Origin of the sequence: Vibrio sp. 10N.247.311.14 (assembly GCF_041467715.1) — a bacterium.
Lineage (GTDB): Bacteria > Pseudomonadota > Gammaproteobacteria > Enterobacterales > Vibrionaceae > Vibrio > Vibrio crassostreae_C.
This window is the reverse complement of sequence record NZ_JBFSVE010000016.1, coordinates 73,521-87,524: the sequence shown is the minus strand read 5'-3', so window position 1 is coordinate 87,524 and position 14,004 is coordinate 73,521. Positions and strand designations below refer to the sequence as shown.

The 14,004-nt window shown below is 43.8% G+C and carries 10 protein-coding genes and 1 pseudogene; 9 read left to right on the top strand and 2 right to left on the bottom strand.

Annotated features, from left to right (window positions below; genetic code table 11):
- Nucleotides 1-155: 155 nt before the first annotated feature.
- Nucleotides 156-487, bottom strand: a pseudogene (locus AB6F11_RS08260) (DUF4277 domain-containing protein); the annotation flags it as partial.
- Nucleotides 488-671: 184 nt separating this feature from the next.
- Nucleotides 672-2,543, bottom strand: coding sequence for a nucleoside-diphosphate sugar epimerase/dehydratase (locus AB6F11_RS08255; protein WP_136982066.1), 1,872 nt, complete (start codon nt 2,541-2,543; stop codon nt 672-674).
- 171 nt (nt 2,544-2,714) lie between these two features.
- On the opposite strand from AB6F11_RS08255, the gene AB6F11_RS08250 reads away from it, so the two are divergent.
- The 9 genes from AB6F11_RS08250 to AB6F11_RS08210 all read left to right on the top strand — a co-directional run bounded on the left by AB6F11_RS08250 (nt 2,715) and on the right by AB6F11_RS08210 (nt 13,581).
- Nucleotides 2,715-3,659 (top strand): SDR family oxidoreductase, encoded by a 945-nt coding sequence (locus AB6F11_RS08250; protein ID WP_136987075.1) that lies wholly within the window; start codon nt 2,715-2,717, stop codon nt 3,657-3,659.
- A gap of 113 nt (nt 3,660-3,772) precedes the next feature.
- On the top strand, nt 3,773-4,321 hold the full coding sequence (locus tag AB6F11_RS08245) for a sugar transferase (RefSeq protein ID WP_102394212.1): 549 nt from the start codon (nt 3,773-3,775) through the stop codon (nt 4,319-4,321).
- Nucleotides 4,322-4,589: 268 nt separating this feature from the next.
- Nucleotides 4,590-4,829, top strand: a complete 240-nt coding sequence (locus AB6F11_RS08240; RefSeq protein ID WP_372179494.1) for a hypothetical protein — start codon at nt 4,590-4,592, stop codon at nt 4,827-4,829.
- A gap of 120 nt (nt 4,830-4,949) precedes the next feature.
- On the top strand, nt 4,950-5,654 hold the full coding sequence (locus AB6F11_RS08235) for a YjbF family lipoprotein (RefSeq protein ID WP_372090266.1): 705 nt from the start codon (nt 4,950-4,952) through the stop codon (nt 5,652-5,654).
- A 54-nt stretch (nt 5,655-5,708) separates the two neighbouring features.
- The gene (locus AB6F11_RS08230; RefSeq protein ID WP_372179497.1) at nt 5,709-6,626 is read left to right on the top strand and encodes a capsule biosynthesis GfcC family protein; all 918 of its coding nucleotides are present in this window, start codon (nt 5,709-5,711) and stop codon (nt 6,624-6,626) included.
- Nucleotides 6,626-8,890, top strand: coding sequence for a YjbH domain-containing protein (locus tag AB6F11_RS08225; RefSeq protein WP_372179491.1), 2,265 nt, complete (start codon nt 6,626-6,628; stop codon nt 8,888-8,890). The genes AB6F11_RS08230 and AB6F11_RS08225 overlap by 1 nt, the downstream gene beginning before the upstream one ends.
- 674 nt (nt 8,891-9,564) lie before the next feature.
- On the top strand, nt 9,565-10,698 hold the full coding sequence (locus tag AB6F11_RS08220; protein ID WP_372179488.1) for a polysaccharide export protein: 1,134 nt from the start codon (nt 9,565-9,567) through the stop codon (nt 10,696-10,698).
- Nucleotides 10,699-10,814: 116 nt separating this feature from the next.
- Entirely contained in the window at nt 10,815-11,255 is a 441-nt protein-coding gene (locus AB6F11_RS08215; RefSeq protein ID WP_372179485.1) for a low molecular weight protein-tyrosine-phosphatase, read from the top strand.
- Between the two features lie 154 nt (nt 11,256-11,409).
- Nucleotides 11,410-13,581, top strand: a complete 2,172-nt coding sequence (locus AB6F11_RS08210; RefSeq protein ID WP_372179482.1) for a polysaccharide biosynthesis tyrosine autokinase — start codon at nt 11,410-11,412, stop codon at nt 13,579-13,581.
- Nucleotides 13,582-14,004 lie beyond the last annotated feature (423 nt).

The window sequence follows — 14,004 nt, the reverse complement described above, 5'->3', positions numbered from 1 at the left end:
ATGATCTTATTCTTCGTGCTGGTTAATTAGAATGCGGGGTTCGTGACACGCTTACGTTGATCTAACCCCACTTCAATGGAAAAAGAAGTCGCAGATAGATTTTTAACGTCAGATGTGTTTGAAATGTGGTGAACCGGCCCTAAAGTGATCGCTTACACCTGATAAAGCGCTGAGACATCGGCTTTATAAAGAGTATCCAAGGTCCGCCCTAGTACATCGTCGGCAAGATGATGTGCTTCAATGTCTTTAGCTAGTAATTTAGATACAGGTTCAATCTGAAAAAGTAAGATAAAATGTGAAGTCTTCTTCTTTGGATGCAAAGCCCATTAAAGATCAGGGCTAATACCTCATCACCATAAAAAACATTGTGGTTTGAATATTTTGGAATAACAGCATCGGTCATCAATGGCAGTCCTATTTCGTGGCAAAAAGCGGCAATGAGACCAATGTGTCTGTCTAAGCGTTTAATGACATGCTGAGTAGACATGTCTTGATACCATCAAATAACAGCAATAGCTCAAAAACTGTCGGTCATGGTCAAGGTGATGTTGTAGTTTTCACTGACAAATGAACGATAGATCAAACTATTTTAATTCTAGAATTAGCTTCGGAATGGCGGATAGAAATTTTAGTTTTTTACTTTACCTTGTTGATTAAATATCCTCAGTTTACTAAGTATTGTCATTCGGAGTATATCCAGTAGGAGCTTCTAACAGTATTCTTCTTATACACTCCACATTAAAATCATGGCAGCATTCATCTAACTCGTTTAAGAGAATCTGCATCTCTGGCCAGCTGAGCTTGCTTTCCATCGCTGTCATGATTTTTTGATGGCTAGTACCTTCAACATTGTCACCAATCAGAAGCTCTTCATATAGCTTCTCACCGGGTCTTAAACCTGTAAACTTGATTTCAATATCGCCTTCCTCCGAGTTTGATCCAAGGCTTTCCTTCATACCCATTAGGTGAACCATGCGTTTTGCTAGGTCTAGAATCTTAACGGGTTCTCCCATATCAAGTACGAACACCTGTCCATTATTACCCATGGCGCCAGCTTGAATGACGAGCTGCGCCGCTTCAGGAATCAACATAAAATAGCGGATGATGTCTGGATGAGTAACGGTAACAGGGCCGCCAGCTTTAATTTGCTTCTTAAAAAGTGGCACTACCGATCCGGAAGACCCTAACACATTGCCAAACCTGACCATGGTAAAGACAGTATCTGTCCCTTTATCTGCAAGCGCTTGAAGAACGAGTTCAGCCATCCGTTTACTTGCACCCATTATATTCGTTGGTCTTACGGCTTTGTCAGTTGAAATTAGCGTGAAGTTTTTCACACCGCACTTTATAGCGGCTTGTGCGCAGGATAGTGTCCCAAAAACATTATTACGAATCCCTTCAACAACATTATCCTCGACTAGGGGGACATGCTTGTATGCGGCAGCATGATACAGGGTCTCAATTTCATATGTATTAATGAGTTTTTCAAGACGGTTCTGTCTTTGGACTGAACCTAGAGCGGCAATGATCTGAGTTTGGCTCTTTAAGTTTTTCTTTGTAGAAAGTAGTTCTTGTTCAATTTTGTATAGGTTGTACTCATTGAGTTCGAATAGAACTAATGTTTTAGGTTGCTGCGCCAAGATTTGACGACATAACTCTGAACCAATGGAACCACCGGCACCGGTTACCATGACACACTTGTTATGAATATTCTTTGCCAGCAATTCACTGTCAGGTGTGATAGGCGCTCTACCCAATAGATCAGCTACGTCGAGATCTTTGATCTCTGTCGCAGTCGCTTTACCTGTAGCTATGTCCTCTACCGATGGGACAGACTGAATCGCAATAGGCCAATCAGATAATTTTTCTACGAGTCTTAATCGTTTACCTTTATTAATATTATTAATTGCTAGTAATAGCTTTACTGGCTGATAAAGAGATTGAAGATGCTCAAATTCGCTTGGGTGATGGACTTTTAGCCCAAATAAGATATTGCCCCTTTTGCTCGGATCGTCGTCTAATAATATAACCGGGTTATATTCATCGCCGTGTATTAGAGCATATGCAAGTTCGCGACCTGTAGCCCCGGCACCGTAGATAAATACATTGGGTTTTTTGCGTTTGATCATCTGATCATAGACAGAGCGGATCATTATCCTTGGCCCACCTAAGGTCAGAATCGCTAACCCAGCGTAAATAAATGGAACGCTTCTTGGGATAAAAGTATGAAAAAAGAATCCGCTCATAACTAAGGTTAGAGATGAGATAAATACAGCAAGGAAGATGTTACCGACGGCAGGAAACATCATATAGCGTAGTACTGCTCGGTACATGCCAAGTTTGGCGAAGGTGAATACCGTGACTGAAATTGTCAAAAGTAATGTGACCCACTCGTCTAGCCCTAGCTCAAATGTATATGTACCTAGCCTTAAAGCAATAGCAAGATAAATAGACATTGCTATTGCAAAGATGTCGTAACCAATACTAATTAAGCGTTTATTTTTCCGCTTGGTGTTGAGAATAGCTCGTATTGGCTTAATCATTGTTGTCCCTGAGATATTGATATTTGTTTAGCAATCGCTGCACAATGTTTTTATTCAAGATATTTTAATGCTGTTGAGTGCGGTAAGCTAGATGTTATTGATGGTTCTGTGGTGCTCAGGAGCATTGCTATTAATTTCGCTCATTATTTGTTCTATTGAGGCCGTTTTGTTATGAATATTTTAGTCACAGGTAGTACTGGTTTTGTCGGCTCTAGAGTTGTTGAGTTGGCCAAAAAGCGAGACTGGGCAGTCATTCCGGTTGTGCGTAAGCAAATAGAGCCACTAACTAATAGCTTGGTTATCCCTTCCATTGATGCTTCTACCGATTGGTCTGGTGCATTCGAAGGTGTGGATTGTGTTGTTCATTGTGCTGCTCGAGTGCATCAAATGAATGAGAGTGAGCAAGGTGCTTTAACTGCCTATCGAGATATCAACACCCTTGGCACTTTGAACCTAGCGAAGCAAGCCGCTGAAGCGGGCGTTAAAAGGTTTGTATTTGTCAGCTCTATTAAAGTTAACGGTGAATTCAGTGAGCCAAATTTACCCTTTGAACCGAATTTAAAGAATACTCCGCAAGACCCTTATGGTTTGAGCAAGTATGAAGCTGAAGTTGAGTTGGCTAAGCTTTCAAAAGAGACAGGGCTAGAAGTGGTTATCATTAGGCCTCCATTAGTTTATGGGCCTGGCGTCAAAGCAAATTTCTTATCTATGATGCGTTTGATTGATAAAGGCATTCCGTTACCGTTTGGTGCTATAAAGAACCAGAGAAGCTTGGTTTATTTGGATAATTTGTCCGATTTGATACTAACTTGTTGCGAGCACCCTTCAGCTCCGGGCTATACCTTCTTAGCTTCTGATGATCAGGATGTATCGACAACTCAATTGATGCAAACCATCGCTCATGCTATGGGGAAATCACCGCGATTAATTCCAATCCCAATGTCTTGGATACAAGCTGGATCGTCAGTTTTAAATAGACAGCACATAGCGCAAAGAATATGCGGCAACCTCCAAGTGGATATAGGTTTGACGAAAGAGATATTGGGATGGAACCCCCCTGTAAGTTTTGAACAAGGGATCAAAAGAACCGTAGAAGCTTACTTGAAGTCGCATTGATGCGTTTTAGGTAGTTTATGGCTTTCTTGTCCATAAATTTTTCAGGTATCCTTTATTGATTAGTGGTGCTTATAGTGCCCCCACGTTTTCAATCCGAATTTGATAGGACACATATTTTGATTCGTTTGTTCGATTTTATTTTTGCTTTCTTTGGCTTGTTGTTCCTTTGGCCTGTATTTGTTGTTATTTGTCTCCTCGGCTATTTTGATACGGGTTCTCCTGTCTTTTTTCAGACCCGAGTTGGTCGCAACAAAAAGCCATTCACTTTAGTTAAATTCCGCACTATGCCAGTGGAAACAAAATCTGTTGCGACTCACTTAGTTGGGGCGAGTTCAGTGACTAAGCTCGGTGGATTCCTGCGTAAGACCAAGCTTGATGAACTGCCTCAGTTATACAACGTACTTAAAGGTGAAATGAGTTTAGTTGGTCCAAGGCCATGCCTGTTTAACCAGCAAGAGCTCATCAATGAAAGAGAGTCGAGAGGCGTGCTGGCGGTAAGGCCTGGCGTAACCGGACTAGCTCAAATCAATGATATCGACATGTCGACACCGAAAAAACTCGCGGAGTGGGATCAACGCATGATTCAGACGTTGAGTACTAAATTGTACTTTCAATACATCATTCAAACCGTATTAGGTAAAGGCTCTGGCGACAGGGTTTAGTTAGATATGGTTTACGCTCTCTTATGATCATAGGTACTGGCTTCTGCGTTATACAAACATAGCTTTGTTGACCTCCACAGTCTCTAAGGCCATTTTTATGTGACGCTATTTCCTAAATATTGCTTTATAAGGTATTGCTTATGATTTATCCATTTACTTGATTGTGGTTATTATCTATGATGATCAATCAGTTGTTTAAGCTGAGCAACTGTTTGAGGGTGTGAAAATCATCTTCTACATATAAACGTTTATATTAATGGAAATCATTATGAAAAAGATGGCTCTAGCAGCTGCATTAGCAGTTAGCTTCTCAGGTGCTGCATTTGCAGCTGAAGAAACAGCAGCAGCTGGTTCAAGTACTGGTACAGCAGCAGGCGCTGGTGCATCTGCAGCTGCAACTGGTACGGCTACAACAGTAGCAGTAGCGACAGCAGCAGTAGCGGCAGCAGCAGCAGTAGCGGTTGCTTCTAACGAAAGCGGTGCAACAACGACAACAACGACTCGATAATTTTTGAGTAGGCGTTTAAAACCATTTTATGTGAAAGCATAAAGTGGTTTTTTTATATCTAATTGATTAATTTTCCATATTGGACATCAGCAACCAGATTGCTAGGAAGCAGAACTCGTCATGCTTAAACCTCTAATCATATCTCTTGGTCTTTTTCTTGCTGGTTGTTCTCAGCAGTTTCAAGACGTTAACTCTACTTTTGATGAAGCCTTTTTTGGAAGCTCCGATGTTGAGCTATCCAAGGAATACATTCAAACGTTACCTTATTCCAGCATTTATGCAGAAGTGAATGACCAAGGTAAGATCTTCATGGTCTTAGCGTACGTCGGTGAAAACCCGCAAACGGGCGCAGAGCAGTTAAAGTGGATGTCTTCTGACAAAGCGATGATCGTCACTGAAAATGGACGTGTCGTACAAACGCTATTGCTTCCTTACGAAAACCTCTCTGGTTTGGCATTCCAGCCGTTGAATGCATTCTCTTCTGCAAACAGCTCGTCGCCAGACTCTGCTTATGCGTTTGATGTGTCAGCTAACCCCGGTGCCCAAAAGTGGCAAGCGGTTTACGACTGGCAACCTAACTATCGATTCGGCTATAAAGCGAACATCACCCGAACGTATGTGGGAAATGACACGGTTGAAACTCCGTTAGCGTCTATCGATACCAAGAAATTCCAAGAAAAAATTCAATTCCCAATATTAGAACAAGACATCACCAACGAATATTGGGTCGACAGCGAAGGCAAAGTGGTAAAAACCATACAGTATTTAGGCCCTGATATGACAAGGCTTGAGTTAACCGTCCTTAAGCATTATCAAAGCAATTAACGAACAGGGTAATGAACTAAAATGATGAATTATATGAGTCATACATCAAAAATGATGGGACGTCGGTTGCCATTGGTGAGAACTTTATTAACGATGAGAGCTCTGTTAATGATGAGCGCTTTGTTTGCTTTGAGCTCCGCTTCTTCGGCTTCTGATCTTGTTACGCCTGCTTCTCTTTATAAGCCTGACAGCGCTTCTTCGGTTAAAACAACAATCGAGCTTCCTCTTCAAGGTGTGACGCTTGAGTATCAAACTAACGTTCGACTGCTTCGTGTATTAGACGACGCAAACGCGAATGCGAGCTCTAACGCTAACGCTAACGGTACTATTGGTTACTTCCCCCTTTCGGCTCAACTGTTTGATATAACCAATACTGAAGCGACTGCAGTTACTGGATTTAAAGAAGCTAACCAAGCTATCGAAGCCAAAAAGCGCAATGTACTGAACCAGCTTGAAGCTTTCGCAGTAGAAGAGCCAGAAGCAAACTTAGTGCGCCAACAGTTAGCCTCTTTCCAATATCTCAATCGAGTTTTTATTGAGCTAGACCGTAATGCCGTTATCTCTCAATCAGATAAGAACCCACTGCTTGTTTCAAGTTCTCATACTAACAAGCCGTCAGACAGTCAAACTCAAGCCTTTTCTCTGTACTTACCACAACGACCAACATCCATTCAGTTGATGGGTGCAATGAAAGAGTCGGTAACAATGAATCTGATTGAGCATGGTACGTTGAATGATTACCTCGATGCATTGCCGAACGGCTTTATTGGTGAATCTGCAGATAAAAGCGTGGCGTATGTCGTCCAGCCAGATGGCGTGGTGCAAACCATTCAATACGCATACTGGAACGAACAGCCGGTTTACTTAGCACCAGGTGCCATCGTATTTATGGCGTTCTACTCTTTGCCATCGGAATACTCAACGTTGAACCAAGATATTGTCGATTTGCTACGTCATAAGGTTGGCCTGTAATGCTGAAACAGAAATCATTCCCTCTATCGGCAGTGTGTGCATCGGTTACCTGTGCTTTATTAATGACCAATAGCATGTCGACTAGAGCAGAAACAATCATTGATTCCTCTTCAATTCGAGCAGAAAAATCCCCATTCGATGATACTGAATACAGAACATCGCAAATGAACTTTGGTGGTGTTGGCTTAATGCAAATGCCAACAGGCCGAATGGCACCAGAAGGTGAGTTCAACTTTAGTGCTTCGTTTAACAATGAATACTACTTTTATAACGTCAGCCTGCAGGTGATGCCTTGGCTTGAAACCACCATTCGTTACACACAAACGCAAGACCTGTATTATAGCGGTAGTGGCAATCAAGACTGTTCTCAGAATTCATTCAGTGGCTGTACCAAGCACACAGATAAAGGCATCGACTTTAAACTGCGTTTAATCGAAGAAGGGTACTACTTACCAGAAGTGTCAGTAGGCGTGCGTGACTTCGGTGGTACTGGCTTGTTCGATGGCGAGTTTGTTGCAGCGACCAAACGCTTTGGCCCTGTTGATTTTACCTTGGGCATGGCTTGGGGATACATGGGCACCAGTGGCAATTTCACTAACCCATTGTGCAAAGCCAGTGACAAGTATTGTGAACGCCCGTCTGACTATAAAGGCAATGGCGGCAGTGTTGACTTTGAACGCTGGTTTAAAGGCGATGCGGCAATTTATGGCGGCTTTGAATATCAAACCCCTTATAAGCCGTTAACTTTGAAGCTTGAATACGATGGCAATGATTATTCTCAAGACTTCCCAGTAGTACGCGGTGGTGTCGACATGACACAGCACACGCCATGGAATGTGGGTGCTGTGTACCGTTTCACTGATTGGGGTTCAGCTAAAGTGAGTTACGAGCGAGGTGATACTTTAACCCTTGGCTTCGATCTTTCTACCAACTTTAATGAAATGTATTCCGTGTGGAGAGATACCGAAACAGCAGAGTTGCGCCCAAGTGGTGTCGAGACTGTTGATGACATTGATATGGCGGCCCTTGCAGGCCAACTTGAAACGATCGCTGGCTATGAACAAGCGCAGATCTTGGTCGACGATAACAGCATTGTAGTAAAGGGCACTCAGGTTAAATACCGAGACAGAGGTATCGCCCTTGAGCGCGGTGCGACCGTGATTGCCAACGCGGTCCCGAGTTACATAGACACCTACAAAATCATTGAAAACGACAAATCGATGGAACTCACCGAGACAACGGTAGATGCACAAGCATTCAAAGCGGCGGCAAACAACCGTTACCTTAATGCTCAAACCAGTGATGCAACAAACACTCACGAACTAAAGCGTAAGAAATCCGTTATTTATCACGATGGGCGAGAGCGATTCGATGTGTCGATTACACCGCACCTTGCCCAGTCGTTTGGTTCATCTGAAAACTTCTACCTATACAGTTTGGGTTTATACACCAATGCTTCGTTCTGGGCGTCAAATAGTATCGAATTGTCCGGTTCTCTGTATGTGAATTTGATAGATAACTATGACAAGTTTAATTACGAAATTCCAACAGATGGCACAGCTCAAACCGCACGAGTAAGAACACTTTTCCGTTCATATGCAGACGAAGCCATTCGCTTAGATCGCTTACAACTGACTTGGTTTGAGGATTACGGTCACGGTATCTACACCCAAGCCTACGGTGGTTACCTAGAGAGTATGTTTGCTGGCGTCGGCGGTGAAATTCTGTATCGACCATTTAACCAAAACTGGGCGATTGGTGCAGACATGACGGCGATCAGCCAGCGAGATCCAGAAAGCTGGTTTGGTACGTTTGATGAAGAACTGCAATACCATGAAAAAGATCAGGCTTACTACAAGGTGATTGATAAAGGCACAACTGGTTTTATTACCGGCTACTACACCCCACAATGGGATTTCTTGAGCGATACCTTACTCAAAGTGGGTGTCGGTAAATTCCTTGCTGGTGATATCGGTACTCGTGTCGACTTCTCTAAGCAGTTCAAGAGCGGTGTGATTGCTGGCGCGTTTGTCAGCCTAACCGACATGACAACTGAAGAATACGGTGAAGGCAGCTACACCAAAGGCTTCTACGTATCGATTCCGTTTGATTTAGTCACCGTGAAACCAAGCTCAAGCCGCGCTGGTTTTACCTGGTTACCGATCACGCGTGACGGCGGCCAAGTGCTGAACAAGCAGTACAACTTGTTCGATCAAACCGATGCGCGCTCACCTTGGTTCCAAAGGCCGAGTAGCGTTAAGTAGATCGAAAGCAGATGCGGGTGACGAGTAAGCGGGATACGAAGAGCGGGGAAAGAGCAGTCTCGAATAATCGAATAACGAATAGCTTAAGATATCGTGATATTCATTGGGTCTAGCTTTTGGTTCTCCCCCTTGAACGCCGTTCGTTTTTGATCGGTGATGTTCATCAAAGGGGGAGTTAGAGGGGGATATTAATCTATGTGTTACCAACCCCTCCCAGCCTCCCCTTATGTTGGTATTTTCTGCCAAGCAACAGTTGTGATAAAGGGGAGGAGCTAAAAGCATCCCGACACGGCTTTAGGCTCTTCGTTTACTCGTATCTCGCTACTCTCATCTGCTCTTTAACCATTCAACTAGGTTGATAATAAACACAAATTGTGGATAATGCATACGCAATAAAATAACCGGGTGAAAGTCCGATCTTTGGCTCGGTTTATGACAAAAAACCTCTATCTCAATTCCAGATAGATAGAGGCAGATTAACTACGCAGTGTGATGTCGCGGAATATCAAAGGGCGGTAGCGTTCCTATCTTTGATATTAAGTGGGAGCGATATCACAGTAATAGCCCTCCTTAACTCTATTAAATACTGCGTAGCTGATAAAATTGTTTGTTCTAACTTCTTTGGGTGTCCTTTGGGATATCACGACACATTCCGTTTCTATGACTTGGTTAACATGAAGATCAATAAAAATCGTCTCCTTTTAGCGCTCCTTCCTGTATTGCTTGCAGGGTGTACTACTCCAGGAACTCACCTTCCTACTGGCAACAAGAATGTGATTCAGCCTTCAGAGGAACAGCAAGAATCTGATATCTCTGATGTGGTTAACCTTTACCCACTGACAGCTCAATCAGTATCGACTTACCAAACGGGTACATTGTCGGTGTCACAAGCCAACCCTGAACTCGACGTAGACATCGCAAAGTATGAATACAAAGTCGGCGTGGGCGATATCTTAAATATTACGATCTGGGATCACCCTGAACTGACCATTCCAGCGGGCTCTTACCGTAGTAGTACCGAAGCGGGTAACTGGGTCCATGCAGACGGCACCATCTTCTACCCGTACATTGGTACAGTCGAAGTGGCAGGAAAAACGGTTCGTGAAATTCGTTCTGATATAGCGGAACGTTTGGCGAAATACATCGAAAGCCCTCAAGTTGATGTAAACGTAGCGGCTTTCCGATCTAAGAAAACCTACATTACCGGTGAGGTTTCAAATCCTGGCCAGCAAGCGATTACTAATATCCCTTTAACATTGCTGGATGCCGTGAACCGCTCTGGTGGTTTGTCTGAAGATGCCGATTGGCGTAATGTTTCATTAACGCGTAATGGCGTGGAAGAGAACCTTTCACTTTACGGTTTGATGCAACGTGGTGACTTAACTCAAAACCGCTTACTTCAAGCCGGTGATATTGTTCACGTACCGCGTAATGACAACCAGAAAGTGTTCGTGATGGGTGAAGTGAACGATCCTCAACTACTTAAGATTGATCGCGTTGGGATGAGCCTAACCGAAGCACTCAGCAACGTAGGTGGTATTAACCAGCTGACGGCAGATGCAACGGGTGTGTTTGTGATCCGAACTTCTGATGATAAATCAGAACGCATGGCAGACATCTACCAACTCAATATGGAAGATGCATCAGCTTTAGTGATTGGCACCGAGTTTGATTTAAAGCCTTATGATATTGTTTACGTAACGGCAGCGCCAATCAGCCGCTGGAACCGTGTTATTGGTCAGCTTGTACCGACCATTTCTGGCTTTAACGAGCTAACCGAAGGCATGTTGCGCGTTCGTAATTGGTAATAAGCCCTGGTTTGTAATAAACCCTAATTAATCATCAGGTTGCATTGTGCGTGTAACCTGATTTTTACATCTAAAAGTAAACCCAGCTTATAAGCCCAATACAATTAGAGACAATTATGTTTAATAAAATTTTAGTCGTATGCGTGGGCAACATTTGTCGTTCCCCGACGGGAGAGCGAGTTTTACAAAACTTGCTGCCTAACAAAGAAGTGGCCTCTGCCGGTATCGCGGCCGAGAAAAGCCGTTTAATTGGTAAGCCTGCAGACGACACTGCCATTTTAATTGCTGCTGAACATGGGGTTGATGTTGAAAATCACCAATCGCAGCAAGTTACACCACAGCTTTGTGCTCAGTATGACTTGATCTTGGTGATGGAGAAGGGCCATATGGAGGCGCTTACTCAAATATCGCCAGAGGCACGCGGTAAAACCATGCTGTTCGGTCAGTGGATTGGCCCAAAAGACATTCCTGACCCTTATCGTCAAAGCCGTGAAGCGTTTGAACACGCTTATAAGCTGATTGACGAAGCTGCACAAGCTTGGGCAAAAAAACTGTAAGTTTAAATACCGTAGGTTTTGAATAGACAGCTTTTTAAATGTCATACTCTATACGTAGGCGTGGCTAAGCCACCAACAGAATCATATAAAAGAGAAGTACGCGGAGCGTATATATCGTCTCTTAAATAGCAATAATTTAGGAAGTAGCAAACAAATGACAACACAACCCCCTCAGCAATCGCATACAGATAACTCTGATGTGATCGATTTAGGAAAACTGCTTGGCATTCTGCTGGACGCTAAATGGCTAATCATGCTCACCACATTCGTTTTTGCTGTGTTTGGTATTGCGTTTGCTCTGCTTTCAACGCCGATATACAAAGCCGATGCCCTGATCCAAATTGAAGAGAAGAGTTCTGGCGGCATTTCTTCAATGGTCGGTGACATGGGAGACATGTTCTCGCAGGAATCTTCTGCCACGACAGAAGTGGAGATCATCAAATCGCGTATGATCTTGGGTGAAACGGTTGATAAGTTTAATCTCACCACGGTGACATCTCCCAACTATGCACCTATCGTAGGCAAAGGCTTTGCACGCTTAACTGGCGACATCAACCACATTGCGGTTAGCCGTTTCAACATGCCAAGCTATGCGAGCGACTACGGGCACACGATCCAGATCCTAGATGCCGAGCAGGGCACTTACCAATTAGTTCGCGACGATGAGCGCGTTATCCTAAAAGGCAAAGTGGGTGAGCTAGCAACAGCAGACGACTACAGCTTGTTTGTTGCAGGTTTTGAATCACACAACGATTTTGAATTCTCGATTGGTCAACGTAGCCGATTGCAAGCGATCGAATGGCTGAAATCTTCTTTGTCTTTGGCTGAGCAAGGAAAGCAAACCGGTATTTTGAAGCTGAGCTTTGAAGGCGAAAACAAACAACAGATTTCTGAAATACTGAACCATATTAGTCAGACTTACTTCTTACAAAACGTGAAACGTAATTCTGCGGAAGCAGAGAAGAGCTTACAGTTCTTAGAGAGCCACCTTCCTGGTATTAAATCTGAGCTAACGGGCTATGAAGACACGCTAAACAACTATCGTCAAAAGAACGAATCGATCGACTTAGGCTTAGAAGCACAATCAACCTTAAAGGTAATGGTAGAGCTTGAAGCGCAATTGAATGAACTGACGTTTAAAGAAAGTGATATCAGTCAGCGTTTCACTAAAGATCACCCGGCGTATAAGTCACTGATTGATAAGCGTAAAACGTTGTTGGGCGAGCGAGAGCGCCTGAACAAGCAAGTGCAAAAGCTGCCGAAAACACAACGTGAAGTACTGCGTATGACACGTGATGTTGAAGTAAACCAACAGATCTACATCCAGTTACTAAACAAGGTTCAAGAGCTAAGCATTATTAAAGCCGGTACGGTCGGTAACGTTCGTATCTTAGATGACGCTCAAGCTTATGCTCGCGCCGTTAAACCTAAGAAGCCGCTGATTGTTGTGTTAGCAACGCTATTGGGTGGCATGCTAAGTGTCGCGTTTGTGTTAGTAAAAGCAGCGTTCCACCGTGGTGTGGAAAGCCCAGACCAAATTGAACAAATCGGCCTGCCTGTTTACGCAGCGGTACCAAAATCTGATTTACAGATTGAGCTAACCAACCGCTTTAAATCGAAAAAACAGCAAACCAAGGGTACCCAAGCACTACTTGCCGAATCGAACCCTGCCGATCTTTCGGTTGAAGCACTGCGTGGCCTTCGTACCAGCTTACACTTCGCAATGCTAGAAGCGAAAAACAACATCTTGATGATTTCTGGCCCTGCGCCAGGCATTGGTAAATCATTCATCTCGACTAACTTTGCCGCAGTAGCCGCAAAAACAGGCCAAAAGGTATTGTTGATTGATGCCGATATGCGTAAAGGTTACCTACAACAAAGCTTTGGTGTGAACTGGGACAATGGTCTTTCTGATGTGCTGAGCGGCAAGCAAGAGTTCGCTCAATCAGTGAAAACCACACCGGTAGAGAACCTAGATATTATTACTCGTGGCCAAGTGCCACCGAACCCATCAGAGCTGCTGATGCACCCACGCTTTGCAGAACTAATGGAATGGGCATCGAAAGAGTATGATTTGGTGATTGTTGATACCCCGCCCGTACTTGCGGTAACCGACCCAAGTATTGTTGGCGCCTTCGCTGGCACAACATTGATGGTCGCTCGTTATGGTCAAAACACCATTAAAGAGATCGATGTGGCTCGTAACCGTTTCGAACAATCAGGTATCGAAGTGAAAGGCGTTATCTTCAACGCCATCGAGAAGAAAGCATCTAGCTCTTACGGCTACGGTTATTACAACTATGCGTATTCGAGCGACAAGAAATAAAGTTAAAGAGCAGTAACGAGATGCGGGATTCCAGTGGCGAGATACGAAAAGCGCTGCTCTTCGCATCTCGTTTACTCGTCACCCGCATCTATTCTTTATCCAATCTTCAAATTATTCGAAGATTTAGCTTTTGGTTCTCCCCCTTGAACACCGGACTATTGTGAGTGATGGTGTTAATAGAAGGGGGAGTTAGAGGGGGTTGCTAGCGATGCCTAATCAACCCCTCCCAGCCTCCCCTTATATTGATATTTTCTGCCAAGTAACAGTCGTGATAAAGGGGAGGAGCTAAAAGCACAACAACCATCTTCTTCTCCTCGCTCTTCACCTCTGCTCTTAATCTCCTCGCATCCCGTCTACCCGCCACTCGAATCTGCTCTTAATCTCCTCGCATCTCGATACCCGTCACTCGCATCTGCTTTTTAA